This window comes from Bradyrhizobium sp. BWC-3-1, assembly GCF_032917965.1.
GTDB classification, from domain to species: domain Bacteria; phylum Pseudomonadota; class Alphaproteobacteria; order Rhizobiales; family Xanthobacteraceae; genus Bradyrhizobium; species Bradyrhizobium canariense_D.
In genome coordinates this window covers 2,946,606-2,972,367 of the sequence record NZ_CP136625.1, presented here as the reverse complement: position 1 = coordinate 2,972,367, position 25,762 = coordinate 2,946,606, and the positions used below count along the sequence as shown (strand labels likewise).

The following is a 25,762-nucleotide window of genomic DNA, read 5'->3' as shown; positions in this document are numbered from 1 at the left end:
TAGAAACAACTAGCGTTTGTTACCGTAAGCGCAAGCAAGAATCGCGAAATAGCGCCGTTTCGTCGCGGCACCAGATGTAGCCAGACCTTGAGAAAGGGCCCGCCGATCGCGCCGGGCCAAGTAGAGGGAGGAAACGAAAGATCGGATATCTTTCGCAAACGCCGAATGCAGAATTCGATCGCGGAAATCTAACGAACGACATCAAGCAGCAATACTGTCGTGCACATCAGACCGCATTTTGGGCTGAAGTCCGCAGCTCTCAGCGCCATTTTCGGCATTTGACGCGAGGTACGATTTCGACTGCACCAAAAAGCGCGCGCGAAACTTGAAGGGTCGATCACCAGGCTCCCCACGTCCAGAACAGGTCATTTCATCGCCCGGCTCAGATCTCGCAATGCCCGCGCCGCCATACCTGCTTTTGCAGTTCAGAACTCCCAATCGCCGAGGGTTCTGCCGAGGATGACTGCCTGGGTTTTGCGATGATGAGTGTCCATTCCTTTAAATCGCGCGCTGACGAAATCGCGCCTATTTCCCGAGGTGCTGTCCTCGATCGTCTCCACCTAGCGCGCGGAGCGTCTTTCTTCTGAAGCTCGACAGGTCGAACAGGAGCCTAGGCACTTTTTTTCCAGCGCCATCGCCTTGCCTTCGATTGCGAGATGTAGAACTCGCACCAATCTGGCAAGACCGAGTTCTACAAATGCGACCGAACATGCGGATCATTCCCAATCCTGAGCTGGCTGTCTACAATGACGATGGATGCTACTAGATCAGGTCTTCTCTCCAGAACGACGTATTGACATGCCGCGGCAAATTCCTCCTCCTGAACGCTCAAAGGTACCTTGACCTCCCTCCGAGAAGTTCCCGCCATATTCGGGTCCCATATGAACGATCGGCAGCGAGACACCTGATGCAGGCTCATGTTCTGAATTTCTAGTGGCTCGCGCGCTTGGTCGACCTCTTCGCACCCGGCAACACATCCGTGCAAACACCTTCGTACTTCGGCAGCCAGGCCTATTGTTTCTCCGAACGTCGGATGCGGATGAATGGTTTTGCTGATATCAATTGCATCGGCGCCCATCTCGATCGCCGGACAGGTTCTCCGATCATGTCGCCAGCCTGCGGGCCAAACGATCACACCGCCGATGATCCGGTGAGTCTCTTGGTCGATGATCAGCTTGGTCGGCAAACTGGCCTTTCTGGCCGGTCAACGCAGAGTCCCGGCACATGCAGGCCCCTGGCCAGTTGCATAGCCGCATCACATTCGGCGCTTTGGGGGTGACGGCTGCGATTTCGGCACAAAATGCCGGGGGCGTTATGAGAATAGGCAAAGACAAACTGTACGAGGCACGACGTTGTGGTGTTTGGTACAAGAGGGTCTTGCCTTGACTTCACCGGCCGCGAAGCGCGGCTCTTTGGTCACTTGTTGTGGGCACAATCAACGAATTGGGCGAGATCTCTGCTCTCGCACCATGCACGGCTTGCTTGGCAGCGATGCACCGCATCTTTCAAAATTTCATTGATCTCCTAGCGACCGCAGAAGATCTCCAAGACTTCTCCAAAGCCATGGCGGACACAGCGACCGCTTTGGACCTATCGTGTTTTGCCTATCTAGCCCTCCAGCACTCAAACAAAGGCAAACCGCGCCTAATCTCTACATATCCATCGCGGTGGGTAGCACACTATCTACGAAACAATTATCAAGTGCTTGATCCCGTCATCGGAGAAGCTCTTCGAAACCCCGAGCCCTTTCGATGGGGGGTTAATTTCAACTCGAAGTTCACATCGAAAGCACAGCATCGGCTTTTCGAAGAGGCCGCGGAATTCGGAATTCGGTTTGGCTTTACGGTGCCCATTCACGATGGCCACGGCCCCATCGCTGCATTGACCTTTGCCGTTGACCAGAGCCGCCCACAATTCGAACGGTTCATTGAATCGCATGGACGCGTTCTTCAGCTAATGGCGATGTATTTCCATGCTCATACCCGGCGAAAGCTAGCAAATGCACACGAAATAGAGGGGGCATGCCTATCCCCGCGCGAGTTCGAATGCTTGGAGTGGGCAGCTCGGGGCAAGAGCGCTTGGGAGATTGGATGCATTCTCGGCATCTCGCGCAACACGGTTGCCTTCTACCTAGAAGGCGCGAAGAAAAAACTCGGTGTTCGGACGATTGTACAAGCGGTAGCCCGCTTAGCCGCCGTGAAAAGAAAAGAGCAAAATTAGGGACGCAGCCCCCCTACAACTACAGGTAATGACTTAAGATCCGTGATCCGCTCCAAAGGTGGCGATGTACACACCTGGAGGGACTATGATTCAGCTTATCACACCACCCTTGTATGGCCAGTTCGCCGAAACTCTCGTCGAAATGCATCGGCTACGGTATCGCGTTTTCAAGCTTCGCATGGCATGGGACGTTCAAACCAGTGGCGACATGGAGATCGACGATTTTGATGCATTGCATCCCGCTTACCTAACCCAGCTATGTGACAACGGGCAGGTGCAAGGTTCCGTACGCCTCCTCCCCACACTTGGCCCGACCATGCTTTGTGACACCTTCCCCGCGCTTCTTGAAGGCCGACCGGCGCCGTCAACTCCTCTCGTTTGGGAAAGTAGTAGATTCGCAATCGATGTTGCTGCCGATGCCCCGAAAGGGGACCACGGTATCACTCGTGCTGCTTACGAGCTGTTTGCGGGAATGGTCGAGTTCGGGCTCTCACGACAACTCACTGACATCGCCACCGTAACGGACGTCCGTATGGAGAGAATCCTTCGGCGAGCCGGCTGGCCCCTACGGCGCATTGGCAATCCTTCCGCAATTGGCAACACCTTAGCCGTGGCGGGTTACCTGGAGATTTCGCGCGATATTCTGGCCAGCCTTCGTAAAGCCGGCGGTCTTTCGGCACCGGCCCTTTGGACGCCAGTAATCTTCGCGGCCGCCTAGAACGGTCCATGTCAACAAACGATATGCGCGTCCCCGCCTAGAGCGGGGACGCCGTATCTTGCGCTTTGCCTGGCGAGCTATGAACATGACGGATATTGAGATCAGGAATCATCGGCGGAACGCAGCCAGAGCTATTGACCTGCAACAGCTTCGACTGGCAGTTGTCGCTTGTGATTGCGGAAGCTTTCGACGAGCCGCGGAGGCGCTTGCAATCAAACATACCGCCTTCAGCCGCTCTATCGGTCAACTCGAGCACCTCGTGGGTACTTCACTGTTTGAGCGTTCAAGCGGAGGAATTAAGCCTACTCAGGCTGGACAGGCCATTCTGCGGATCGCACGGTTGATTCTGGAACAAGTCGACATGCTCGTTGACACCGGGAGGTCCGGTGGTCGTGGAGAGACTGGCCATCTTGTGATCGGCTTCTTCACCTCCATGTCCACCGGCAATTTGCGAGCGACGATAGGTGAGCTTAAGAAGCTGCTCCCACAGCTCGAATTGGCAACGATGGAGCGCTCTCGCTTCCGTCTGATGACTGCGCTAAGTAACGGAACCGTCGACGTTGTCGTTAGCCCTGGACGTCTGCCTTCAAGGGGCACCAGATCACTATTGCTCTGGAGCGAACGCATCCTGATCTCGCTGCCTCAGGATCACTGCCTCGCGTCACGTGAGATCATCTATTGGACCGATTTGCGTGACCAGACGATTCTTGTAAGCGAGTATGATCCCGGACGAGAACTTGAGGATCTGCTGATCTCGAAACTCCTACTACCCGACGACCGACCCAGGGTGCAGCGCCATGACGTAAGCCGCGGCATTATCAAGAGTCTGACGAGTATGGGCATGGGGCTCAGCCTGGTGATGGAATCGGATATTGGTGCAAGTTTTGCAGGCCTCGTGTACAGGGAGTTGCAGGACGGAGCGGGACCAAGCCGGGTGGACTTTTATGCCCATTGGCGCGACGACAATGAGAATCCGGCTCTGAAGCGTTTCCTCGATCTGTTGGCAGAACGCTATCCCTCGCCGCCACCGACTGCCTGGGCGTGACCGGCCCGTCTCGCCTTTGCAAATCCGCGGTCCGTGGCCATAAAGCGCGCCAGCATGGGCGCGATCAGCTTTGCCGGGTCGATGCGCTGCCCACTTTCGCGTGCCAGGGCCTCCGCATAGGCGACGAGATCTCGATGCACCGATGCCGGAAGCTCAATGGCGACCTTGACGGGCTTGTCGTCGGGCAGCGCTCCTATTCTAAGCTTGGACATCCCCTATCCTCCGTACGGCGCAAGTATGAGGTCGCGATTGACGACAACGCGAACCGGGAAACCTGGTCGCACGGTCAACGTGGGCTGGATGTTGAGACTGCGCCGAACTACCTGCTGTCCGGTCTGGTTCAGTGAGTCCGAGGCGCCGTGCCGCAATGCTTGGATGATTGCGCTGTCGTTGCTGTTGGTGTCCGACCCGGCGCCGAGTTCAGTCCCGACAGCCAAAAACGTCGATAGTGCCGTAGCCTTGAAGAGTTCGCCCCAATGACTGTCAACCTGATCTTCGAGACCCGCATATCCCGCGGTGTCAGCGCCAGGCTGCCGCTCGAGAACGATTGAACGTCCATTCGGCATGATCAACCGCGTCCAGACGAGCAGCACGCGGGACTGTCCGAAGGTGACCTGACTATCGTACATGCCGATCAGACGCGTACCCTGAGGTACGAGCAAAAAGCGACCTGTCGGAGTGTCGTATAAGTTCTCTGTCACCTGGGCCGTGACTTGGCCGGGAAGATCTGACCTGATCCCGGTGATCAGCGCTCCTGGAATAACCGTCCCAGCCTGCACAACGTACGGTGAAGCGGGCCTGCTGACGCGGTCAGGGCTTACCGTGCGGCGATCCACAGAAGCGTTCACAAAGGCAAGTTTTCTGTCCTGCGCGTTTTTTGCAGATCCATCCTCGCCGGTGCTCGTTGCGTTCGGCGGCACGAAGTGCTCGCCTCCAGCTGCCGTAGCGCCGGGCGGACGCGGTTCTCTCCCAATGCTCGACGCGAACAGATGGCTGATACGGGCCGCCTCGCTCTCTTGATCCCGGCGTTGCTGTTCCGGATCTCCGCCGGTGGTCGGCGACTGGCCTTGAGCGGCCAGGATCGGTCGACCGAGGTCGCCTGGGAGCGGCGGGCCAAGTTGCGGCACGGTTTGGCGCGAAACGCCAGTATAGTCCTTCGGCAGCGCCTCAATCCCGTCAGCGAGATTGTGATGATCGGTGCTATAGAGCTCGTCGGTCGTCTGGTTGCGAGGGCGATTGCTTTGCAATGACCACAATACGGCTCCGCCGATAACCAGCAGGGCAACCGCGCTCCCTCCCGCCAGTACCTTGCGCGACAATCGGGTGACCCGCGGGGGTTCGGCTCGTAGTCGGAAGCTCCTGGAATGCTGCTCCGGCGTTTGCGGCGGAATGACCCCGTCAGAGCTGTTTTCGTTCTTCGTGTTCATGACGACGGCCTCCCGTCAGTCCGGACGATTCTGACCTTCTGCTGATGCTCACCGCCGAGCCGCAGTTCTGCGGCTGCAAACAGCCGGTCCACGATCAGCACGTTGCCGAAGGCGCGATAGTTGACGAGTTCAGTCTTGCCGTCGGGTCCGATGACGAAGAGCGGTGGCATCTCGCCCTGGACGATCCCTTGAGGGAATTCGATATAGACCTTTCGGCCGTCGTCATACGCTGCGAGCGGCCGCCAAGGTGGACTGTCGCCGTCGATCGCGTAACGAAAGACACGCTGCGCTGGATCTGGAATGACGGGTCTGAGGGCGACGGAGCGCGAGCGTTCGCGAACCGTTTCCGGGTAGTACCAGGCTACGGATGGCATGTACGGCCGTTCGCGGGAGCGGAGCTCGATCAGGTAGGTGCGCCGGTCCGTGTTGATGACAAGATTCGTCTCGATTGAGGCCCGGGTCGGCTTCACCAAGATGTGGACCCGGCGCGTGTCCCCGCTCCCGCTCTCGGTATCTCCCACGACCCAGCGCACGGTATCTCCGGCCGCGATCGGTCCGGATCCCGTCAATTGCTCTCCCTCTTCCAGCGCGATGTCCGTGATCTGTCCGGGAGCGGCGTAGACCTGGTAGAGCGCCCCTGGGCTGAATGCGTAAATTTGCGCTGCGTTGAAGTACCCCCTTTTGCGTGGCTCGACTCGCGCCGCGCTGTTTGCGGTCTCAACCCGGCTCACGGGTTCAGCCTCTTCCTTGGCCCCCGACTTGCCGCCGAGGACAGGTATCCATAGCGGCGGAACGTGAAGCGGCTGAGGTCGGTCATCGAGTGCCGCTGGAGGCGCTGGCAACGGCGGGACCTCCGCGTCATAGCTGATTTCCGGCGGAATGTAGGTGGCGCATCCAGCGAGGGCTGATGTGCTAAGCAGCAGAGCTAGTAAAAGCGCTCGCCTCAAAGCCGCGAGCTTGCACCTGTTCGAACTGCAGTTGCGGTGTTGGATCGGACGTTTTGAACACGTGTCACGCGTCGTCTTGATCACTGACCCAACTCCTTCGACCAGTTGATGGCGCGGACGTAGACGCCAAGGGGATTCTTACGCAGGCGTTCGGCATCGCGCGGCGTCTCGATGGCCACCGTGAGAATCGCGGTCCAGCGCTCGGTCGCGCTCAGCGAGCCGTTCTCGTAGATGCGTTGGGTCCATGCGACCCGGAAACTTTCTGAAGAGGCCCGAATGACGCTCGAGACATCGACGGAGATCTGCGCCTTGCCCAGCCTGGCAAAGGGGTCATTGTTGCGCGCAAAATCGTTGAGCGCAGCCGCTCCGCGATCGGTCGTAAAGTCATAAGCCCTAAGCCAGTTCTGGCGCAGCACGATGCCGTCAGCCGGCAAGCCTCTGACGTCCTCGATAAAGCGCGCCAGGTGGTAGGCGATCTGAGCGTCCGTGGGCTGATAGTCGATGTTGGCTGGCGCAACCCGCTGGGCCTGGCCCAGGCGATCGACCTCGACGACCCATGGCGTGATCGATCCTTGTGCTGACTGCCAAACAAGTCCACCGGCCAGGCCGCCCGAGAGCATGAGACAACCGAAGGCCATCAAGCGCCAATTCTTGGCCTGCACGCGCGCAGATCCAATGCGTTCGTCCCAGACTTGCGCTGCTTTTTGGTAGGGCGTGACCGGCTCGGGCGTGCGCCCGTAGTGAACGGAAGGTCGTCTGAACATAGTTGCCCCTGAGATCGAGTGATTGGTTGCGAGTGTGCGGTGTGCCGTTTGACGCCGTTGCTGGCCCGGCGAACCAGCAGGTTGGGCTGCCTGTCAGCGCTCTCCTTCCGAGAGATCGACAGAAGAGCCACTGCCGCCTTGATCGCCAGAGCGCACGGCATGACCGGCCGCCGACGCGCCGTGCCGAATGGTCTGACCGCGTTTCATGCGCCGCGCCCAATCGGGCTGCCCCTCGGTGGACGTACTTGCGGCCGGCTCACTCGCTTGCCCGCTACTGGCGAATGCGGCCGCGGCTCGACGCAATGGACTCATGGCAGCCGAGCCACCCGCCTCCGCGCCCCCCGCAAGGCCGCCGCTTCGATAGGCCGCAGATGCGCCGCTCACCATGGCAGCCCCACCGCGCCCTGCACCTGCGAGCGCACCCCCAGCCAGACCAGCACCACCGGCGGCAAGACCTGCACCTGCCGCAACGACGCCGCCGGCAGCAAGACCTGTCCCGATCGCAGCGCCGGCGCCGAGCTGGGGTCCGCCTGACACCAGGCCGTTTGCGATTCCGGGACCGAAGATGCCGAGCCCCAGCAAGGACAGAGCCGCGAGCACCAGCGTCATCGCATCTTCGATTGTAGGCTGCGCGCCGCCAAAACCCGCCGTGAACTGCGAGAACAGGGTTGAGCCAATGCCGACGATGACGGCCAGGACCAAGACCTTGATCCCGGAGGATATGACGTTCCCCAGGACCCGTTCTGCCGCGAAGGCCGTCTTTCCAAACAGGCCAAAGGGTATGAGCACGAAGCCGGCCAGCGTCGTCAGCTTGAACTCGATCAGGGTGACGAAGAGCTGGATCGCCAAAATGAAGAAGGCGAGCAGCACCACGACCCAGGCGAACAGGAGAACGACAATCTGGACGAAATTCTCGAAGAAGCTGATGTAGCCCATCAGGTTCGAGATCGAATCCAGCATCGGCCTTCCGGCATCGAGCCCGACTTGGGCGATCTTTCCCGGTCGCAGGAAGTCTGACGCGGAGAGGCTCGAACCAGATGCCTTCAGTCCGAGACCGGCAAAGCTCTCGAAGACGATCCGTGCCAGGTTATTCCAATTACCGATCAGATACGCGAAGACCCCAACGAACAGCGTTTTCTTGACGAGGCGCGCGATGATATCCTCGTCCGTGCCCCAACTCCAGAATAGCGCGGCGAGCGTGATATCGATGGCGGCCAGCGTTGTCGCGAGATACCCGACCTCGCCACCCAAAAGCCCGAAGCCGTTGTCGATGTAGCGGGTGAATGTCTCAAGGAACTGGTCGATAATGCCGGTGCCGGTCATGGCTTACCTTCCCCGGGCACCGCCGCGGACGGATATCCTTGCGGCATCCGGCTCTGATCTTTTGGCAGGGCTGTCGGGCCGGTTACCGCAGCGGCAGCACCGTCCCGCCTGACAAAGAAGCGACGGCGATTTTCAGCCCAGACCTTCTGGCAATGCTGATAGCCGGCGGCATCTTCCGAAGAGACGGTGCGGCAGCGCTCAAGCTCGGAACGGTCAACGTCTTTGGCCTGCTCTGCCGTTTGCATCGCAGAGGTATTTTCTCCGCCACGAAGCTGGATCGCGCAGCCTGCGACGGCCAGCACCCCGACCGACATGAGTAGCGATAGCGCTTTGAATGGGCCAGTATCAGTCATCAGTGGAACATCCGCACGTCCTGGGATTGATAGCCCGGCCCCGGTGTCAGAAACCGCCGGAGCTGTTCGCGTCCCTGGTCTTGGGCTGCGGCGCGCTGCGCCGCTTCAAGGCTCTGTGCCCTGCCCTGTGCCGCGACAGTGGCGGTGAGGTCGGCAAGCTGCTGCGCCTGAAGCGCGAGGATCTGGTTGCCGGCCTGGGTCGCCTGCAGGGCGCCGCTGGCGCCCTGGCTCGACGTCACGAGCGCCGATGTCTGGATGCGGTTGGTATCGAGGTTGCCGACGACACCGGCCTGGACCCGGAGCGCGTCTTGCAGCGCCGCGACAGAATTCTGCCACCGGGATTGAGCGCTAATGATCAACGCTTGGCTGGACTGGCTACCGCTCGCCGGCGCATAGCTCGTCGAGAACGCGCGGTCGATCTGCTGGACGTCGTAGGCGATCCTCTGGGCCTGGGCCAGCAACTGCTGGGTACGCTGGATCGATGATTGCAGTTGCTGGAGCGAAGAATACGGCAGACTTGCCAGATTCCTGGCCTGGTTGATCAGCATCTGCGCTTCGTTCTGCAACGAGGTGATCTGGTTGCTGATCTGCTGCAGCTCGCGCGCGGCGGTCAGCACGTTCTGGACGTAGTTGTTGGGATCGAAGACGATCCACTGCGCTCGTGCGGGTGCCGTGACGCAAAGCGTGAATGCGATCGTGCCAGCCGCGGCGAATAGACCAAGGCGCCTCATTGCAACTTCTCCAGATTTACGAGACTGGGAATCAGGTCCGTGGCCCAGGCGACGCCGCGGTGCTGAAGCCAGGCCGGTACGAAGCCGTCAGGTCCGTGCTCGGCGAGGAGTTGCGCGATGGCAGCCTGGTCCGTCTTGGAAGAGGCTGCCGTAAAGGCGAGCGCAACTTCGCCAAGCCCAAGCTCGAACATCCTGTTGCCCCGGCGCGACTGGCAGTAGTAGTCACGCTTGGGCGTCGCCCGGGCCAGAAGCTCGATCTGGCGGTCATTGAGGCCGAAGCGGCGATAGATCGCGGTGATCTGCGGTTCGATCGCCCGCTCGTTCGGCAGCAACAGCCGCGTTGGACAGCTTTCGATGATCGCCGGTGCGATGGCGGAGCCGTCGATATCGGATAGCGACTGGGTGGCGAAGATGACGGAGGCGTTCTTCTTGCGAAGCGTCTTCAGCCATTCCCGGAGCTGGCCGGCAAAATCCTCGTCGTCAAGGGCAAGCCACCCTTCATCAATGATGAGAAGCGTGGGACGGCCGTCGAGACGGTCTCCAATCCGATGGAAGAAGTACGCGAGGACGGCTGGCGCAGCACTCGTTCCGATCAGACCTTCGGTCTCAAACGCCTGGACGGAGGACTCGCCAAGGCGCTCGAATTCAGCATCAAGCAGGCGTCCGGAGGGACCGCCAAGGCAATAGGGCTGCAGAGCGCGTTTCAGGGCGTTCGATTGCAAGAGGACCGACAGGCCCGTAAGCGTACGCTCCTCCCTCGGCGCTGACGCGAGAGACGTCAGCGCCGACCACAGATGGTCCTTGACCTCCGGGGTGATCTCGACCTTTTCGCGTGCCAGGATCGCGCCGATCCACTCGGTGGCCCATCCGCGCTCGGAAGCATCGTCGATCCAGGCCAGCGGCTGCAACGCGACGGGTTGATCGTCTCCGTCAGACAAGGCACCACCGAGATCATGCCATTCGCCGCCCATGGCAAGTGCGGCGGCGCGGATCGATCCACCGAAGTCGAACGCAAACACCTGGGAGTTCGGGTAACGGCGGAATTGCATTGCCATGAGGGCTAGCAGGACCGACTTGCCAGCACCTGTTGGCCCCACCACCAGGGTATGGCCGACGTCACCGACGTGAAGCGAAAACCGGAACGGGGTTGATCCCTCGGTCTTGCCGAACAGCAGCGGCGGAGCGCCAAAATGCAGATCCCGCGCCTCGCCCGCCCATACAGCCGACATCGGAATCATATGGGCGAGGTTGAGGGTCGACACCGGCGGCTGCCGCACATTGGCATAGACATGCCCGGGGAGACTGCCGAGCCAGGCTTCCACGGCGTTCACTGTCTCGATCATGCAGGTGAAATCGCGGCCCTGAACGACCTTCTCGACCAGGCGGAGCTTTTCATCCGCAGCATTGGCAGCACCGTCCCAGACGGTGATCGTTGCCGTGACAAAGGCCTGTCCGATCTGGTCCGATCCCAGTTCCTGCAGCGCCGCGTCGGCATCGAGTGCCTTGTTGTGGGCGTCGGTATCGAGCAGCGTCGACGCCTCATTGGTCATGACCTCCTTGAGGATGGCGCCAATCGACTTTCGCTTGGCGAACCACTGGCGGCGGATCTTGGTCAAAAGCTTGGTGGCATCGGTCTTGTCGAGCATGATCGCCCGGGTCGACCAGCGGTACGAGAATGGCAGGCGATTGAGGTCATCCAAAATTCCCGGCGTCGTTGCCCCCGGGAAGCCGACGATCGTGAGGACTCGCAAATTCGCCGAGCCCAACATCGGCTCGAGACCGCCGGTCAGCGGCTGGTCCGCCAACAACGCATCGATGTACATGGGAATTTCGGGCACGCGAACCCGATGACGCTTGGTCGAGATCGTCGAGTGCAGGTAGGTCAGCGTGGCCTGATCATCGAGCCATGCGCATTCGGGCATGAATCCTTCCAGAAGCCCGAGTACGCGGCTGGTTTGATCGATAAAGCCGCGAAGTACCTCGCGAGCATCGGCTCCAACGGTCCGATCGCGCCCTTCATAGAGCAGTCGCTCTGCCTTGGCTGCGCCCTCCTCCGGGGGCAGATAGAGGAAAGTCAGGAAGTAGCTGGACTCGTAGTGGGCGCCGGCCTCCTCGAACTGGGCCCTGCGCTCGGCGTCGACCAGCGCGGATGCGACATCCGGAAATGTGCTCGGAGGATAGCTGCCGGCAAAATGGCGCTGCGCCTCAACGAACACGGCCCAGCCGGATCCCAGGCGGCGAAGTGCGTTGTTCAGACGACCGGCGACCGCGACAAGTTCAGCTGGCACCGCGCTATCGAGGTCGGGTCCACGGAACTTCGCTGTCCGCTGGAACGAGCCATCCTTGTTCAGGATGATGCCCTTGTCGACGAGGGCGGCCCAAGGCAGGAAATCGGCAAGACGCGCATTGGAATGGCGATATTCGGCAAGGTTCATCATGACCGAGAACTCAGAGGTTGAGATGACCGGGAATGCGCAGATGGCGCCGCACGACATCCACAAAGGCGGGATCGCGCCTGGCGGCCCAGACGGCGGCCATGTGGCCGATGAACCAGAGGACAAGACCTGCGATCCAGAGCCGCAGTCCGAGTGCAAGGGCGGCCGCCAACGTGCCGTTGACGATGGCGACCGCCCGCGGCGCACCGCCCATCAGGATCGGCTCGGTAAGCGCACGGTGAACCGGCACGACAAAACCTGCGACCGCCTCGTCCATCAGATCACCACGCCGCCGCCGAACGAGAAGAACGACAGGAAGAAGCTCGAGGCGGCGAACGCGATCGACAGACCGAACACGATCTGGATCAGCCTGCGAAACCCGCCGGATGAATCGCCGAAAGCGAGGGTAAGGCCGGTTACGACGATGATGATAACGGCGATGATCTTGGCGACGGGGCCTTCGACCGATTGCAGGATCTGGTTGAGCGGCTGCTCCCATGGCATGTTCGAGCCGGCCGCCCATGCGGGCGCTGTCGTCAGTACAACCTGGCTGGCAATCGCCAGCAAAGCAGCTTCTCGGGGAATACGGAATCGTGGACGCATGTCAGTCTCCTGCTGGTGAAAGGCTGTAGTCGCCGGCGGCGCCAAGCCCTGTAACAAGGGCGAGTTCAGCGAGGCGACGGTCAGCACCGCGCCCCCCGAGCACGGCGACGAGGTTGATGGTTTCGGCGATCAGGGCGCGCGGAACCGTGATGACGGCTTCCTGGATGAGCTGCTCGAGCCTCCGCAGAGCGCCGAGCGCACTACCCGAATGAATGGTGCCGATCCCGCCGGGGTGACCGGTGCCCCACGCCTTCAGGAGGTCGAGAGCTTCGGCGCCGCGGACCTCGCCGATCGGGATGCGGTCAGGACGCAGTCGAAGCGAGGAGCGGACAAGGTCGGATAAAGTGGCTACGCCGTCCTTGGTCCGTAGCGCTACGAGATTGGGCGCCTTGCATTGAAGTTCGCGCGTATCTTCGATCAGGACGACGCGGTCAGCGGTCTTCGCTACCTCGGCCAGAAGCGCGTTGGTCAAGGTGGTCTTGCCGGTCGATGTGCCACCGGCCACCAGGATATTCTTGCGAGTGGCGACCGCACTCCTCAGGGCGTCGGCTTGCCCGGAGCTCATGATCCCGGCGGCGACGTAGTCGTCGAGCGTGAAGACGGCGACCGCGGGCTTGCGGATGGAGAAAGCGGGGGCAGCAACGACCGGAGGCAACAGGCCCTCAAAACGCTCGCCGGTTCCGGGAAGTTCAGCCGAGACGCGTGGTGAGCTTGCGTGCACCTCCGCGCCTACATGGTGGGCCACCAGACGAACGATGCGCTCGCCGTCCGCCGTCGACAAGGTTTCGCCAGTGTCAACCAACCCACTCGACAATCGGTCAATCCAAAGCCGCCCATCGGGATTGAGCATGACTTCGACGATCGTATCGTCTTCCAGGTAGCCTGCGATTGCCGCGCCAAGTGCGCTGCGGAGCATTCGCGCACCGCGCGAATTCGCTTCCGATTGAATAGATTTGATTGCCACTGCCGTCCCCACCGAATGAGAACGTCTGGAGCGTTCTCGGATCGGTTGATTAGAAAAAGCATCAATGGATTTGGCGCAACAAGCGCTTACGGCAAGCGTAGATTGGCGTAGAAAAAGAAAGACCGAAAACTCATACTTCACGCTCGAGTGAAGCGAACCGGAGCGCTGCTGAATATTGATGCTATTCGTCGGCAAGCTTACTGCGGACGTGCCTCACCACTCCGAATCGGTATTCGCCGGCATGACCACGAGCAATTGTTCGCACGGCATGAACGTTTCGACTGCGTCGGAAACGCTAGCGGGCAAACGGAGCGGGCTTGAACCCATCCACCGCCCGAAGGATCCAAGCCATGGTAGAGCGAACCAGACAAACGCGGCGATCTGCACCACCAGATTGAGACCGAACGCGACTTGATAGGCAAAGACGGTCCTGTGGCCATCCACCACTGGCCACTGCTGCAAGATGAGGCCGGTCCCGCATTGGGAAACAAATGCCCAACCGAAGTGCAGCACATTCAAGGCGCCGTTGGCACGACCAGTGAGTTCCGGCGGAAAGTATTCAGCGATTGCCGCGAAGCTGACCACAGTCGCGGTTCCAGCGATTGCGATCACTGACCACGGCAAGATTGATGGCAAGGGCAAGCGAAGGATCAAGGATAGCTGGGCCGCGATGAATAGCCCTGCGATCGCGGCCACGATGATCTCTACTCCAGCCCGTCTTTGTCGGATGCAATGGACCAATGTCCCGAACGACCAGGCGCCGCCGCAAAGAACGATGGACATCGTGAACAGCTGTCCAACAAGCCTCGGATGGTCGAATCTCTCCACGTCGGTTAGCCATGGCGATGCCCACAACCCCTGCAGAGACCAGGCCGATCCGACGCAAGTGGCCGACAACGGGGAAATTCGCCAGAAACGCCGATCGCCCAAAACGGAGCTAAGGGTATTGCGAATGGTAGATCGGCCCATGATGCGCTCAGGCACCACGACATAGATTAGAATTGCCGTCGCGCCGGTAGCGAACGCCAGGATCTCAAAGAGCTGCCGCCAGGTCATCCAACGGAGCAGGTATTCGGCGGGGGCCGTAGCGGTCACAGCTCCCAGCGATCCCAGCATGATCATGTAGCCGTTGAGCAAGGCAACTCGTTCCTTGGGAAACCAAAGGACGATGGACTTCAGTCCTGCCATCAGCGCCGCGGCCACGCCAAGCCCGAGCATGGCACGCGCGATCAAAAGTGACAGGAAACCAGTCGCTACCGCGAACAGTGCGGCCCCCGCCGCTGCGACCAGGAGCAGAACACTCTGAATGCGGCGCGGACCAAAGCGGTCCAACGATATCCCGATGGGAATCTGGACCGCCGCAAAGACAAGGAAATAGACCGACGTAAGCAACCCGAGATCGGCAGTCTCCAGACCGATATCCGAGCTCAGCTGACCGCCAATCAAAGCGTTGATCGTTCGAAACACGTACGAGAGATAATATCCAGCAGCAAAAGGTAGAAAAACGCATGCGATTCGACGCCATGCTGTTAAGGCTTGCATGCTGGCTCACTCCGTTGCTATCGGTTCGTGCGAGCCGATAGCGCGTCCAGCTTTTTGTGGGCTTGGCTAAATTGGTGCCGTCGTAGGCTGGCGTTGAAAAAGAAAGGCCGACCTGATTTGTACTTGGGCGCGAACTGATAGATTCATCAAGTCCGCTTTAAAGCCGACTCAATCGGTCATTGATGTTTGCCGGCTTCAGGCCATGTCCAGACTTATGCAGCGCTCTAAATCGCGTTTCCTTCCGAAGCCTTCAGTGCGGCTGGTGCGCAAGTTGTTGCCGCTCTGTTCAGTCGATGGGCAGCTTTAACCATCGCCTATTCTAGTCTATCGTCCGTACGCGCCAGATCGCCCTAGTACTCAGCGAGACAAGCCGTCCCAGGAAGGATCGGGATGATGGAGTCATTGCCCAGCCGCACCGCACTCGCAACGTCGCTGATGAGAGCGCTGCATTCGCGGTTCGACCCGTCTCCCCTGTTCGACGATCCCTGGGGCGATCCACTCGTTCCCGAAGCTGAACGCGAAAGGATGACTGAGCGTGTATTGGCCGCATGGATAAAGACGCGCGTGCCCGTGCCCTGCAGGGAACCAATACAGTGTTGGACGACTTCCTGCTCGCCAATACCGCACTGCCTGGAGTGGTAATCCGCTCTCGCTATGCAGAGGACGCGCTGCGCGAGGCGACAATCAGGGGCATCAGTCAGTATGTCCTTATCGGCGCCGGGTTGGATAGCTTCGCGCTTCGCCGGCCCGCTTTTTCCCACGCCCTGACGATCTTCGAGATAGACCATCCGGCGACGCAAACGATGAAGATCCAGCGTATTAAAGAATGCGGCATGTCGCTTCCGCCGTCTGTACATTTCATAGCTGCCGACCTCACAAACGAGGATTTGGTGTCGGCTTTGGCTTGCTCTTGCTTCCGGAAAGACAAGAAAGCATTCTTCTCGTGGCTCGGCGTTTCGGTGTACCTGACACGCCAAGCCAATCTGGCAACCTTGCGTGCAGTGGCAACTTGCGGGGCTCCGGGAAGCGAACTTGTATTCACCTATATGGACCAAGCCGAGTTCGCCCAGAACACATCGCAATCACCACACAACGAGAATGCCAACTTGGTGGCGCAGATCGGCGAACGTTGGATTTCGGGATTCTATCCGGACGAAATCATCAACGATCTCGCCTGTGTTGGACTTGAGCTGGTTGAAGATCTAGACGGAAAGGCTATGTGGGAACGCTATCGGCGAGCAAGCACCACACTCGCACAACCCTCTGCCAGCTTGCACATAACCTTGGCGCGAGTGCGTAAGGGACATTGATGAATTCTGTCGAGCGCGGCACTGATGTCGGTTTTGGGGGACAGCCGCTTGTTGAGCTAAGGCTGCTCGGCATCTGACTCACCAGCGACAGCGGACGTCACTGCGGCTCGAGTGCTTCTCGGCTCAGGGCCAGAGAACACTCTGCTGGTAAGCAAGCAACGAAGATCCTGGTGACGTCATTGCTCGCGGACGCCAGCCTTTCTAAGTCCATCAAGGATGCTGTCGTACTCACGGCGAAACTGCGCATTGCTCGAACGTGCGTAGCCTATTTGACGGAACCATTGGACCGTGAAGTCCGGCAGGATTGCATCCAACGCGGTCGTCATCTGCCGGATCATTTCAAATTGACCGGTGGCTCCATAAGCTGAAATCAGATCCACATACGGCATCCAGTATAATTTGTTCAGATTGATCGAGCGCCTGCATTCCTCAATGGCTTCGGTGTATTGCTGCACATGGACGTGAGCATGGCACAGGAAGAAATGCCAGGTGCTACGCGCCGGATCTTTGGGGCTTAGGCGTAAAGCAATCTGAACTGGGTCGAATGATTCGTGCGCGCGTCCCGCTGTGACCAGTGCAATTCCCTTTGTTGCGTATGCAATCGGGGAATTTGGGTCGGCTTCCAAGGCGGCGTCGAATTCAGGTAATGCCGCCTCGGGATCTCCATAGAGTAAAATGTTTCCTTTGGTTATGTGCGCATTCGCGCTCGTTGGTCGCTTTGAAAGAACTTGATCAATTAAGCTGGTGGCGATCTTGTTGTCTTCCGTCACGGACGTTGACCATCCGCTCAGTATGCCGCTGGCAATGCACCACGCTTTACCGAGCATCGCATCAATGTGGTCCGGATCGAGATGCAGCGCGGCCTCAAACAAGTCCTTTGCCTCGGTGATCGTTACCTTACTCTGAGGTCCATAGACTTTTGCCCATCCGCGCATGGTGAAATCCACGGCATCTGGATTCGCGGGCTGGTCCATCAGACTGCGCCGACTTTCGGCCTGGATGAGTTCAACGTTGAGAGAGCGGGCAAGCCGCGCCGTGACCTGGTCCTGCAAGGTGGCGAGATTCATCCGATCGCCGTCAAAACGATCCGACCAGACGTCACGGCCGGTCGAAAGGTCAGCAAGCGACACGTTCATCCGGACCCGATCTCCGGCCCGTTGCACAGCTCCCTGAACCGCCCACCGGATGCCAAGGTCCTTGCCGAGCGTCTTGAGATCGACCTGCTTATTCCTATAGGTGAAAGCCGTCCCGCGCCCGATCACGAATGTATCGGGCATTTGCGCGAGGTCGGTCGTCAGATCGGTCGTAATGCCGTCGGCGAAATAGTCCTGCTCTGCATCGTTGTTGAGGTTTGCGAATGGCGGGATAACGAGAGACAAACGGGGAGCAATGTCGTGCCGTGCCGTAGCCTCCTGGGTTTTGGCTCTCCGGAAACACGTCTGTGCGGAGCGTCTTCCATACGCTCCAGTAGTCGACGAGGCCGCCCTCGATAGCACCGACGGCGGCAATCGACGCGAGCGCGCCGCCGATCAACGGCAATTGTTCCCGCAGGCGAATCACTTAAACTGCGATCAGATAGGGGCTTCCCCGGTCGCTCCTCATCGGATGCTGGTTTGTCAGGCCGCCTATTTTCGGATGGCGGCTTGCCAGATGGATCGTTGGAGACCTCCCAGTTTGTCACCGCTGCCTCCCGCACGGGCTATACGCCCGGATTTCGAACCTAGCAGAATTGCACGACTTCAGGTTGGGTCAGGGCCTGTGACTCATTCGCGTTCTTTTAAGTTGCCGCTCGACAATTGCCCAATGCCAGGTTTGCGATTGCCGACGACCGCCGGGCAACATGGACCTTGTCGGCTGCGAGGCGATCGTTTGAAGTACCTGGGTGAGAGCTACGGGAGCGGTTATGTGCGCTGAATGGCTGGCGTCGAGTTCGTAGTAACGCCAATTGCGATCGTTTTTCGCGCGCTCGGCAAATGGTCGGAAAGGGTCCGAAGGAGCTACGCGCGTGAGATAGATGTAGCTACGCGGCAAGGACAGCTCCCCGTGTATCTTCAGCGGCTGCTCGAAGCATCTGATGGATTGGGGCAACCGGCGTTTGTTTTTACGTTGGAGTCATTATGATTATGCGTCAGAACTAATTTTTGTTTTTCCCGACCGCGACTCGACACGCGCTTGCTGCGGTTGGCTTTCGTTTCGAGCGCCAACGCTGTTCATTTAGCGCAATGTTCCGACTGGACATTCGTCCTGGTTGAAGCCTTGTGCTCTGACGGACCACATGGCTCCGCCACGCCTGCTGGTGCACATGCGGTGCTCGCGAACGATAGAGGGAAGAATTTCGGCGCGGAGAGAAGGACCTCTTCAGCCCTGGCCTGATCACGCAATTACGCCTTGGAACGCGCGCTTGCTCCACCATCCGCGGTCGCCCCCAGGGAAACGCCCCCAGAGCGTCCGCCATCGCAATTCTCAGCTGCCTTAAAGATCATTATGGCCGGACTTTTGACTCCCTCAAATGGAGCTGCGAGTCGGGTTTCATCATCATCGCCATCGTCGTCCTGATCGTCTTCGTCCGAATCGACGGCCATAGCTTCGATGTGTCACGGCAGGCATCCCGCAGCGTGCGACCCGATGTCGGATCGTCAGGGAAACCACCATCCCCCGGTCTTCCTTCCATAGATGGAAAAGGGCGATGTGAGCGACATCACGCTCGCGCGTGCTGCACGATATCCGTGCGGCTACACAACGCAGTTTCAGCGGCGATAAGCTTATAGATGCGCTATCAAACGATGATGTGCTCGCAATGACATCGTGGACTTGTCGTTTTGGAGAGCCGCCGCACCGCTTAGGCTCGTGGTGGCCGGCACACCCGTAAATTTCCCAAGTGCCGGCAACCAGGCACAATGGTTAAGTTGCGGCAGGTTTGAGCGCCGCATCATGAAAACACAAAAGCCAAAGCAATGGGCCGACCGCGAGGTCCAGCAACTGTCCAAGCTGGCCCGGGCAGGCGCTGGCGTATCGAAGATCGCAGCCGAGCTGGGCCGTCACGCAGGATCGGTGAGGCGAATGGCGCGAAGGATAGGGATACTGTTGAAGAAGTAGCCGTTGAGGAAGCTCGCATGCCTCGCGCGAATGATGGCATCACAGCTTACCTACGACCCAAAAACGCGACTAATCTTCCGCACAAGCCTGCGCGCAGTGTCAGTATCGACCATAGAAGAGCGCCTGATTGAGCTGCGAAGGATGGCAGCCCAAATAGCGCGATAGCAATACCTCTAAACATGGTGGTGGACCGGGTTGCCCCGGCTCCGAGGGATTGGGGGGAGCTGGGCACGACTGCCTTACTACCGTGGGGCCGTGTGCCGGGAACACTCGGTAATCAGCGAAGCGTTCCAACGCCGCACCGTCGTAAAAACTAGCGGCCTCTGCCAGAGCCTTCCGACGAAGCCGAGGGGCAGCTAAAGTTGGCGTGCCACAACTTCAAACAGATTAACGGGCTGGGGAAACTGGAAAAGGCGTATGCCGCGATGGCGCTCGCGAACGGGACGGAGCGGCTTCGACGGTGATCAGTACGCTCCGCTCCGCTTCGAGCACGCGGGCCCGAAGACACTCCACTTCGGACAATTGAGACGTAAGCCGTTCTAGACGCTCATGCAGCCGCCCAATGGCGTCAACCGCTAGACCATGATGTTCACGCATGTCGTGTGACCCCCAACCAAGCTTTCTAACCAGCTTGGATCATGGCCCGGCGGCGGACCAATCGGGAAAATGATGCAACGGAGACTGAAATCCGCCGACGTTGTTCCAGCATCCACATATGTGAATCGTATGTTGCTGTTGGAAGTTAATTCGGCGGAGTGCATCAGGCGCCGCGCGAAGGCGCAGCCGAACTGTCCGGTGGTGAGCGCATTCCGCGGCGATGCAGGGCTTTACGTTCGGTCAACCTGTCCCGGCTCAGCGACCCAGCTCTTCTCGCCAGTGGTCCGAACAAGAGACGCGGCGCTGGCTGGGATTTCGTCCACGTCTGCATAGACGACCATTCCCGCGTCGCCTTCTCCGAGATCAAGCTCGACGAACCGGCGGCCGTACGCGAGCCGGACGAAGACTGGATTGACGTGTGTTCGGCCGTGGGTGCTATAATATCCCCCGTGGGCTGGGATGCGAAAGACATAGGGCTCCTCATCAGCCTCTGGTCTGCAGGACATAGCGCGGCGCAGATAGCGCGCCGGCTCGGATGCAGTCGTAACGCGGTCTGCGGCATGCTGACCCGTAAGGGCCTGAAGCGCGGTCGCAAGCTGCCCACGGCGAGGCCGAAGATAAGGCCGACCCCAAAGCTGAGGGCGACGTCGTCGGCAGCTTGCGCCGGTCCAGTCGGAAAGAAGGTGTCGCGGAACGCAGCGGAGAGGCAGCGGCCCAAGCAATTCAGCAAGCAGCAGCTTTACGGGATACTGGCTGAGGCGGTCAAAAATACTGGCTAAGAGGTCACCGGAATGCCGTTGCGCTGCGCTCAGTACCGGCTCGGCTCGACGCTTCGGGGGTCGCGGCCCTTCCCAAGTTCGTCCCATTCGCGTCAATCGCGTCGGTTTAGTCCTCCGCGATGACTTCCGGTTAGCCCCGATGAGCAGACGTCTTTGGCGCCATCGCAGGGTCTCAAACGGGCCACAAGCGGAAGTTGGGGCGACGCGTCGTGCCTGTTGGACGGTGGACGACAGCTAGCCAACTTTCGGCTGTGTGGACGACAAGAAGTGGGTATGAAAACCAACCTCGCCGCAGTCAGAACGGGAAAGCAGCGCGCAGTTGCATGGTTCTTCGTCACGCTGCCTCCTCCTTACTCAAAAAGCGACCAGTTTGATGGTATTTTGAGCGCCCTCTACATTGCCTTCGCGATCAGGGAACTTAACATGGTCCTTGGTGCATCACACTTCTGGAGATTTTATGAAATACATTGCCGTTATCATAGCCGCTGCGCTGGCAGCGGCCACCACACCTGCGCTTGCAGGGAGTGCGACGCAGAATCCCGAGTGGCTCGCGAGGCAGAAGGTTTGCAAGAAGGAAGCTTCCGCGCAGGGGCTCCATCTGTCGAAGAAGCGGGCGTATGTCAAAGAATGCATGGCTAAAGGCTAGCATTGACGAGCATCGCATCAACAACCCCGCTTCGGCGGGGTTTTTTTGTTTGATCTTCTTTCGCGGCTCGCTCGAAGCTTTGTGCAAACTGCAACGTATTACGTCGGTGCCACAGCGGGCAGCACTACGCTCTGCCCCTTTGGTCAGGAAGCAAACTGAAAAATGCAAAAGTGATCTGCAAGCAGGACCGATGACGTCCAACAGTTTTTGGCCCGGTGACAGGAAGGGCTCCAAGTCCGCTAAGGGTCAACATGCGAAGAACTCAACCTGAGCAAATCGGGTCCGCCATGCCTCAGTGAGCGGACCTCGTGGGGCGCCGCTGCCTCTTCGCTGATGGGCCAGTTCCGGACGCCTCCTGATTTCACTCAATCAGTTCGTCGGCCTCCATGAGAATGGCTGGTGGTACTGTGAGGGTGAGTGCTTTCGCAGTTCGCATGTTGATGACTAGTTCGAACTTCGTCGGCCGCAGGACTGGAAGATCGACCGCTCTCGCTCCGCGGAGGATCTTGCCCGCATACACTCCGACCTGACGGTAAGCATCGGCGAGGCTGGCACCATAACTCATTAGGCCGCCATCCGCCGGAAACTCCCGAATGTGGAAGATGCCGGGCAATTTGTGAGTAGACGAGAGAGCAATGATCTTGCTCCGCCGAGAGTCGAAGAATGGATCGTTCTGCACCATCAGCGCCGAAACGCCAGCTTTAGTCAACGCGACGAAATCGGCCTCGATCTCAATATCGGTTGTTGCGCTCTGCACGATTACCTCGCGGTCGAGCGACTGAGCTGCGCTGACTACCGACCGCCGGAACTCGTCGAACGCTTCCATTCCGAAGGCCGGGTTGAGCAAAAGCCCCACAACGCGAGCCGAGGGGACCAAGGTGCAGAGAAGCCCCAGCCGTTTGGCGCCCAGATCGCCCGTGAAGAAGTTTACACCAGTGGCCGTGCCTGGCCGATTCATACTTGCGACCAGACCGGCGCGCACTGGATCCTGGCCGACGACGAAGACAAGCGGCACAGCGATGCCCGCCGCCTTGGCTGCGAGTGCGGCCGGATCGCCGGTAGCAACAATGACCGAAAGCGGTCGGCTCCGCAGATCGGCGACAAGGGGTCCCAATTGACTGTAATCGCCCTTCGCCCAGCGATACTCGATGGCGACGTTACGGCCTTCGACATAGGCCATTTCTTCGAGCCCGCGGCGGAAGGCATCCATGTGAATCGTAGCTTCTTCGGGCGAGCGCGTACTAAGAAAGCCGATCAGCGGCTGCGCAGATAGTTGCTGGGTGCCCGCAGCAACCGGCAACGTTGCCGAAACAGCCGTAATTCCTCTAATGAAATCTCGCCGCCGCATTGCCGCTCCGCGATAGAAGCAGCGATGCACAATTGTCAGGACTCGCTTCAAAGGTGCATTTGCGCTGAAGTTCTCAGGCTGTCCATCTCGCGTTTCCAGTCAATCGCATCGATCGACCCTGAGTTCGTGATTTCCGAGCTACCGCCGGGCGCGGAAGTGTCGCTGCACTGCCACAACTGACGCAACGGGCCAGAAGCGGAATCGCAGCAACCGCGATGGTCTATCAGAAGAAATTAAAAGATGAGATCTGAGGAGCGAGCCAAGTCAGCTGCGATCACTCCGGCAATCAACGGATACTTTGACGGTCGACGTCCTGGTGCTTCACGGCCAAGCAAAATTATCGAAAGCAACGACGCCGAAAATGTGGGTGACCGTCCGGGCGGAGCACGAAGTTCATGTCACCGCCAAGGTGTTGCAGGCACAAGCCGGCTGCCCACTAGCCGATATAACCCTGTGCTTTTCACTACGTTACGAATTGAGGTCCCAAAAAAAGACTCTGTCGTTTGTCACTGCCGAATACCAACTGCCAAAGTACAAGTCAGCATCGTGTATCTGCCCATTTACCCAGATGTCCGTATGGCCGATGGTACTGGTGTCTGTTGGTTCAAATATGATCACCCCGTTTCGGCTCCCCAGTTTAGATGTGTTCGGAAACATCTGTCCGGAGCCATACCTATTATTGAGGTACTGCCGAAGATCGAGCGTCGAAAAAATATACTCCCAACCGTCGTCGTCCATAAGAAACCGAACTTTTTTGACGAGCACGCCACCTTTTCCGTAGTCGCCATCGCAATTGATATAGTGACCATCGACGTGGTTGAATGCCCAACTGATTTTCGAACCGCAGGTATTCTTGTGCCCTGGTTCGTCGTGAAATTTCTTTATGGAGCCGTTGATCATTGTTTTGAAATCGTCGGTCATACTTGGATGGTTAGCCAGCAAGGCGTTGTAGCCTATGTTGATAAAGCCCATGATTTCCCCTTGCCGTTGAACCCTTAGCGTCGCGGTATCCGATGAGAGAGGTATGCGTGCGCACACTGTGGTTTGGCTATCTTGCCTTAGCCATTGAGCGGGTCAACAGCTTTTGCCGAAGTAGGGTGTTCGTTTCGCGCCAACTAACCGGCCGCTGTCGCGTTCGCAAGCATCTGGAACGCCGGGAAGCAGATATGGCCTGACTTCGCTTGTGGGTCATTCGCGTCGATTTGCTCGGGTCTTCCCAATGTCCGGTCTGGCCTCAACTGCCGACCTACAGGGCGCGATAGCGATCTTCGCCGTCGGGCCAGAAGTGGTCATCGATCACCCCGTCCGCACAGCGCAGGAAGCTTATTCGGGCAGCCCCGCTTTCCGAAGGCCCTCGATCAACAGCTTTGAGCTTTTGGGGGCCCCGGCGATATGCGCCGATATTGTAAAGGCGGGATCGATCTCAAGCACACGCGCCGCCCCGGCGTGCGCCTCAGCGTCGCGTCCGAGGTGGGCGAAGTCAGACGCGAGTCCACGGCAAGCCGGCACAAAGGAAGGATTCTGACGAAGCGCTTTCTTCAAGACAATGATCGCCTCGTCAAACCGGCCAAGGCCCATAAGAGCATGCCCAATGCCCAGAAACATGTGTAGCAGCGGGTCTACCGGACTCATGCGAATTGCACGTTCAAAGCTTTGGATAGCCTCTTCGGGCAGTCCCCCCATTGTACAGACCCAGCCTCTATTGTTCCAAGTGCGCCAGGAATTCGGGTTGAGCGCGACCGCCCGGTCAGCCATTTCGATTTCGGCTTCACTATCGCCGACCAGGCCCGCTGAGATTACGGCAACCCTTGACAACGTGTCGGGGTCATCCTCATTGAGGCTCAACGCCAAACGTGCAAGCCGAATTGCTTCCTTGGCGTCGAACTCGGGATCGTTGGCATAGCCTAAAGCGAAGTTGCTCGCGTGACAGTCAGCTGCCAGAGCCGCTGCAGAGCTGAACCTCGGGTCTAGCTCCAAAGCCCGATGAGCCAACTCAATCGCCTCGGCCAAACTTTCGCGGGTCGTCAGGTAATACTGTTGCATGGATCGAAGAAAAAAATCATAGGCAGTGAGGTTCTCTGGTCGCCGCCGCGTAGCCGCTTCAATCTCTGCTTGAAGCATCTTTGGCTGAACAGCCGAGACAACGAGTGCAAGTTCGTCTTGGAGAGCAAAAATGTCCGTCAGATCACGCCCGAATCTGTCCGCCCATAGATGCGCGCCTGTCACCGCATCAATCAATTGCCCTGTGATTCGAACCTTCCCCGATGGCTTGCGCACGGCCCCCTCAAGACATAGCGCACGCCGAGCCTGCGTCGGACCTCCCGGATATCGACAGCTTTGCCTTTGAAGGTGAAACTTGAATGACGTGCGATAACGAACAGAGACTTAAAGCGCGACAGCGCGGTGATGATTTCTTCCACCATGCCATCGGCGAAATATTCCCGCTCGGGATCGCCGCTCAGGTTCTCAAACGGCAGCACAGCGATAGACCGTTTGTCGGGGAGCGCAAGGTCGGCTTTCTGAAGTTCTAACCGATTATCGGCAACTGCTGCGCCTGCCGGTTCCTTCACTTCCCGGACTGCTCCGACGAAACGGAAGCCCTTGCGCGGTAGTGTTTTTATGAAGCGCTGTTCCTCGCCGGAATCGCCGATTGCAGTCCGGGCGGCATTCAGGCGGGTTGTCAGCGCCGCGTCGGATACGCTGCGCCCATTCCAAATGACTTTGATGATGTCGTCCTTGCTGACAACTCGCTCCCTGTTGCGGATCAGGTAATCAAGCAGATCGAACACCTGTGGTGCGACAGGGACGAGCCCGCGATGCAGCTCGCGGCGATCGGTGTGGAAGACGTACTCCTCAAACAGATAGCGCAACTTCTATCCCCGTAGCCAGTCTCGGAGCGACGCTGCGCCCCTGC

General features: G+C 59.0%; 24 protein-coding genes. 6 read left to right on the top strand and 18 right to left on the bottom strand.

Going from position 1 to position 25,762, the window contains the following annotated elements:
- Positions 1-691: 691 nt before the first annotated feature.
- Entirely contained in the window at positions 692-1,186 is a 495-nt protein-coding gene (locus tag RX329_RS14320) for a hypothetical protein (RefSeq protein WP_317246018.1), read from the bottom strand.
- Between the two features lie 305 nt (positions 1,187-1,491).
- Here RX329_RS14320 and RX329_RS14315 point away from each other — a divergent pair, with 305 nt between their 5' ends.
- The 3 genes from RX329_RS14315 to RX329_RS14305 all read left to right on the top strand — a co-directional run bounded on the left by RX329_RS14315 (position 1,492) and on the right by RX329_RS14305 (position 3,983).
- On the top strand, positions 1,492-2,220 hold the full coding sequence (locus RX329_RS14315) for a LuxR family transcriptional regulator (protein WP_317246410.1): 729 nt from the start codon (positions 1,492-1,494) through the stop codon (positions 2,218-2,220).
- Positions 2,221-2,305: 85 nt separating this feature from the next.
- Positions 2,306-2,938 carry an acyl-homoserine-lactone synthase gene (locus RX329_RS14310; RefSeq protein ID WP_317246017.1) on the top strand — a complete coding sequence of 211 codons (633 nt, stop codon included), beginning with the start codon at positions 2,306-2,308 and terminating at the stop codon, positions 2,936-2,938.
- Positions 2,939-3,023: 85 nt separating this feature from the next.
- A complete protein-coding gene (locus RX329_RS14305; RefSeq protein ID WP_317246016.1) occupies positions 3,024-3,983 on the top strand; it encodes a LysR family transcriptional regulator in 960 nt (319 codons plus the stop codon).
- Here RX329_RS14305 and RX329_RS14300 read toward each other — a convergent pair.
- The 12 genes from RX329_RS14300 to RX329_RS14245 all read right to left on the bottom strand — a co-directional run bounded on the left by RX329_RS14300 (position 3,950) and on the right by RX329_RS14245 (position 15,072).
- Positions 3,950-4,195: a DUF2274 domain-containing protein gene (locus RX329_RS14300; RefSeq protein ID WP_231142545.1), complete on the bottom strand. Its 246-nt coding sequence runs from the start codon at positions 4,193-4,195 to the stop codon at positions 3,950-3,952. The two genes, RX329_RS14305 and RX329_RS14300, sit on opposite strands and share 34 nt — an antisense overlap.
- 3 nt (positions 4,196-4,198) lie before the next feature.
- A complete protein-coding gene (locus RX329_RS14295; protein WP_317246015.1) occupies positions 4,199-5,410 on the bottom strand; it encodes a TrbI/VirB10 family protein in 1,212 nt (403 codons plus the stop codon).
- The gene (trbG, locus tag RX329_RS14290) at positions 5,407-6,402 is read right to left on the bottom strand and encodes a P-type conjugative transfer protein TrbG (protein WP_317246409.1); all 996 of its coding nucleotides are present in this window, start codon (positions 6,400-6,402) and stop codon (positions 5,407-5,409) included. The genes RX329_RS14295 and trbG overlap by 4 nt, the downstream gene beginning before the upstream one ends.
- 35 nt (positions 6,403-6,437) lie before the next feature.
- The gene (gene trbF, locus RX329_RS14285; protein ID WP_317246014.1) at positions 6,438-7,121 is read right to left on the bottom strand and encodes a conjugal transfer protein TrbF; all 684 of its coding nucleotides are present in this window, start codon (positions 7,119-7,121) and stop codon (positions 6,438-6,440) included.
- 93 nt (positions 7,122-7,214) lie between these two features.
- Positions 7,215-8,444 carry a P-type conjugative transfer protein TrbL gene (trbL, locus tag RX329_RS14280; RefSeq protein ID WP_317246013.1) on the bottom strand — a complete coding sequence of 410 codons (1,230 nt, stop codon included), beginning with the start codon at positions 8,442-8,444 and terminating at the stop codon, positions 7,215-7,217.
- Positions 8,441-8,797 carry a putative entry exclusion protein TrbK-alt gene (gene trbK-alt / locus RX329_RS14275; RefSeq protein WP_317246012.1) on the bottom strand — a complete coding sequence of 119 codons (357 nt, stop codon included), beginning with the start codon at positions 8,795-8,797 and terminating at the stop codon, positions 8,441-8,443. Before trbK-alt ends, trbL begins: the two co-directional genes overlap by 4 nt.
- Positions 8,797-9,528: a P-type conjugative transfer protein TrbJ gene (gene trbJ / locus RX329_RS14270; protein ID WP_317246011.1), complete on the bottom strand. Its 732-nt coding sequence runs from the start codon at positions 9,526-9,528 to the stop codon at positions 8,797-8,799. Before trbJ ends, trbK-alt begins: the two co-directional genes overlap by 1 nt.
- The gene (gene trbE / locus RX329_RS14265; protein WP_317246010.1) at positions 9,525-11,966 is read right to left on the bottom strand and encodes a conjugal transfer protein TrbE; all 2,442 of its coding nucleotides are present in this window, start codon (positions 11,964-11,966) and stop codon (positions 9,525-9,527) included. The genes trbJ and trbE overlap by 4 nt, the downstream gene beginning before the upstream one ends.
- 10 nt (positions 11,967-11,976) lie before the next feature.
- Entirely contained in the window at positions 11,977-12,240 is a 264-nt protein-coding gene (locus RX329_RS14260; RefSeq protein WP_317246009.1) for a VirB3 family type IV secretion system protein, read from the bottom strand.
- Entirely contained in the window at positions 12,240-12,566 is a 327-nt protein-coding gene (locus RX329_RS14255; RefSeq protein ID WP_085394394.1) for a TrbC/VirB2 family protein, read from the bottom strand. The genes RX329_RS14260 and RX329_RS14255 overlap by 1 nt, the downstream gene beginning before the upstream one ends.
- Before the next feature lies 1 nt (position 12,567).
- Positions 12,568-13,482, bottom strand: a complete 915-nt coding sequence (gene trbB, locus RX329_RS14250; protein ID WP_317246408.1) for a P-type conjugative transfer ATPase TrbB — start codon at positions 13,480-13,482, stop codon at positions 12,568-12,570.
- 261 nt (positions 13,483-13,743) lie between these two features.
- Entirely contained in the window at positions 13,744-15,072 is a 1,329-nt protein-coding gene (locus RX329_RS14245; RefSeq protein ID WP_317246008.1) for an MFS transporter, read from the bottom strand.
- Between the two features lie 548 nt (positions 15,073-15,620).
- On the opposite strand from RX329_RS14245, the gene RX329_RS14240 reads away from it, so the two are divergent.
- Positions 15,621-16,382: a class I SAM-dependent methyltransferase gene (locus tag RX329_RS14240; protein ID WP_317246007.1), complete on the top strand. Its 762-nt coding sequence runs from the start codon at positions 15,621-15,623 to the stop codon at positions 16,380-16,382.
- Positions 16,383-16,558: 176 nt separating this feature from the next.
- Here the strand turns inward: RX329_RS14240 and RX329_RS14235 are convergent, their stop codons facing one another.
- On the bottom strand, positions 16,559-17,761 hold the full coding sequence (locus RX329_RS14235) for a tetratricopeptide repeat protein (RefSeq protein ID WP_245329428.1): 1,203 nt from the start codon (positions 17,759-17,761) through the stop codon (positions 16,559-16,561).
- A gap of 2,730 nt (positions 17,762-20,491) precedes the next feature.
- Between RX329_RS14235 and RX329_RS14230 the strand changes: the two genes are divergently transcribed.
- Positions 20,492-20,854, top strand: a complete 363-nt coding sequence (locus RX329_RS14230) for a GcrA family cell cycle regulator (RefSeq protein ID WP_317246407.1) — start codon at positions 20,492-20,494, stop codon at positions 20,852-20,854.
- Between the two features lie 457 nt (positions 20,855-21,311).
- Positions 21,312-21,500 (top strand): hypothetical protein, encoded by a 189-nt coding sequence (locus RX329_RS14225; RefSeq protein ID WP_317246006.1) that lies wholly within the window; start codon positions 21,312-21,314, stop codon positions 21,498-21,500.
- 361 nt (positions 21,501-21,861) lie between these two features.
- On the opposite strand, the gene RX329_RS14220 is transcribed toward RX329_RS14225, so the two are convergent.
- The 4 genes from RX329_RS14220 to RX329_RS14205 form a co-directional block, all read right to left on the bottom strand.
- Positions 21,862-22,848, bottom strand: coding sequence for an ABC transporter substrate-binding protein (locus RX329_RS14220; protein WP_085394001.1), 987 nt, complete (start codon positions 22,846-22,848; stop codon positions 21,862-21,864).
- Positions 22,849-23,316: 468 nt separating this feature from the next.
- A complete protein-coding gene (locus RX329_RS14215; protein ID WP_085394002.1) occupies positions 23,317-23,820 on the bottom strand; it encodes a T6SS effector amidase Tae4 family protein in 504 nt (167 codons plus the stop codon).
- A gap of 351 nt (positions 23,821-24,171) precedes the next feature.
- Positions 24,172-25,125, bottom strand: coding sequence for a tetratricopeptide repeat protein (locus RX329_RS14210; protein ID WP_245329368.1), 954 nt, complete (start codon positions 25,123-25,125; stop codon positions 24,172-24,174).
- Positions 25,083-25,718, bottom strand: coding sequence for a winged helix-turn-helix domain-containing protein (locus tag RX329_RS14205; RefSeq protein ID WP_317246005.1), 636 nt, complete (start codon positions 25,716-25,718; stop codon positions 25,083-25,085). The genes RX329_RS14210 and RX329_RS14205 overlap by 43 nt, the downstream gene beginning before the upstream one ends.
- Between the last annotated feature and the right edge of the window lie 44 nt (positions 25,719-25,762).

What these genes read in the sequence shown, in the direction of transcription:
- RX329_RS14245 (WP_317246008.1), bottom strand. Translation starts at nt 15,072, where the DNA reads ATGCAAGCCTTAACAGCATGGCGTCGAATCGCATGCGTTTTTCTACCT.
- RX329_RS14255 (WP_085394394.1), bottom strand. Translation starts at nt 12,566, where the DNA reads ATGCGTCCACGATTCCGTATTCCCCGAGAAGCTGCTTTGCTGGCGATT.
- RX329_RS14260 (WP_317246009.1), bottom strand. Translation starts at nt 12,240, where the DNA reads ATGGACGAGGCGGTCGCAGGTTTTGTCGTGCCGGTTCACCGTGCGCTT.
- trbE (WP_317246010.1), bottom strand. Translation starts at nt 11,966, where the DNA reads ATGATGAACCTTGCCGAATATCGCCATTCCAATGCGCGTCTTGCCGAT.
- RX329_RS14225 (WP_317246006.1), top strand. Translation starts at nt 21,312, where the DNA reads ATGAAATACATTGCCGTTATCATAGCCGCTGCGCTGGCAGCGGCCACC.
- RX329_RS14315 (WP_317246410.1), top strand. Translation starts at nt 1,492, where the DNA reads ATGCACCGCATCTTTCAAAATTTCATTGATCTCCTAGCGACCGCAGAA.
- RX329_RS14240 (WP_317246007.1), top strand. Translation starts at nt 15,621, where the DNA reads ATGGATAAAGACGCGCGTGCCCGTGCCCTGCAGGGAACCAATACAGTG.
- trbJ (WP_317246011.1), bottom strand. Translation starts at nt 9,528, where the DNA reads ATGAGGCGCCTTGGTCTATTCGCCGCGGCTGGCACGATCGCATTCACG.
- RX329_RS14295 (WP_317246015.1), bottom strand. Translation starts at nt 5,410, where the DNA reads ATGAACACGAAGAACGAAAACAGCTCTGACGGGGTCATTCCGCCGCAA.
- RX329_RS14310 (WP_317246017.1), top strand. Translation starts at nt 2,306, where the DNA reads ATGATTCAGCTTATCACACCACCCTTGTATGGCCAGTTCGCCGAAACT.
- trbL (WP_317246013.1), bottom strand. Translation starts at nt 8,444, where the DNA reads ATGACCGGCACCGGCATTATCGACCAGTTCCTTGAGACATTCACCCGC.
- RX329_RS14300 (WP_231142545.1), bottom strand. Translation starts at nt 4,195, where the DNA reads ATGTCCAAGCTTAGAATAGGAGCGCTGCCCGACGACAAGCCCGTCAAG.
- RX329_RS14215 (WP_085394002.1), bottom strand. Translation starts at nt 23,820, where the DNA reads ATGGGCTTTATCAACATAGGCTACAACGCCTTGCTGGCTAACCATCCA.
- trbB (WP_317246408.1), bottom strand. Translation starts at nt 13,482, where the DNA reads ATGCTCCGCAGCGCACTTGGCGCGGCAATCGCAGGCTACCTGGAAGAC.
- RX329_RS14220 (WP_085394001.1), bottom strand. Translation starts at nt 22,848, where the DNA reads ATGCGGCGGCGAGATTTCATTAGAGGAATTACGGCTGTTTCGGCAACG.
- trbK-alt (WP_317246012.1), bottom strand. Translation starts at nt 8,797, where the DNA reads ATGACTGATACTGGCCCATTCAAAGCGCTATCGCTACTCATGTCGGTC.
- trbF (WP_317246014.1), bottom strand. Translation starts at nt 7,121, where the DNA reads ATGTTCAGACGACCTTCCGTTCACTACGGGCGCACGCCCGAGCCGGTC.
- RX329_RS14305 (WP_317246016.1), top strand. Translation starts at nt 3,024, where the DNA reads ATGACGGATATTGAGATCAGGAATCATCGGCGGAACGCAGCCAGAGCT.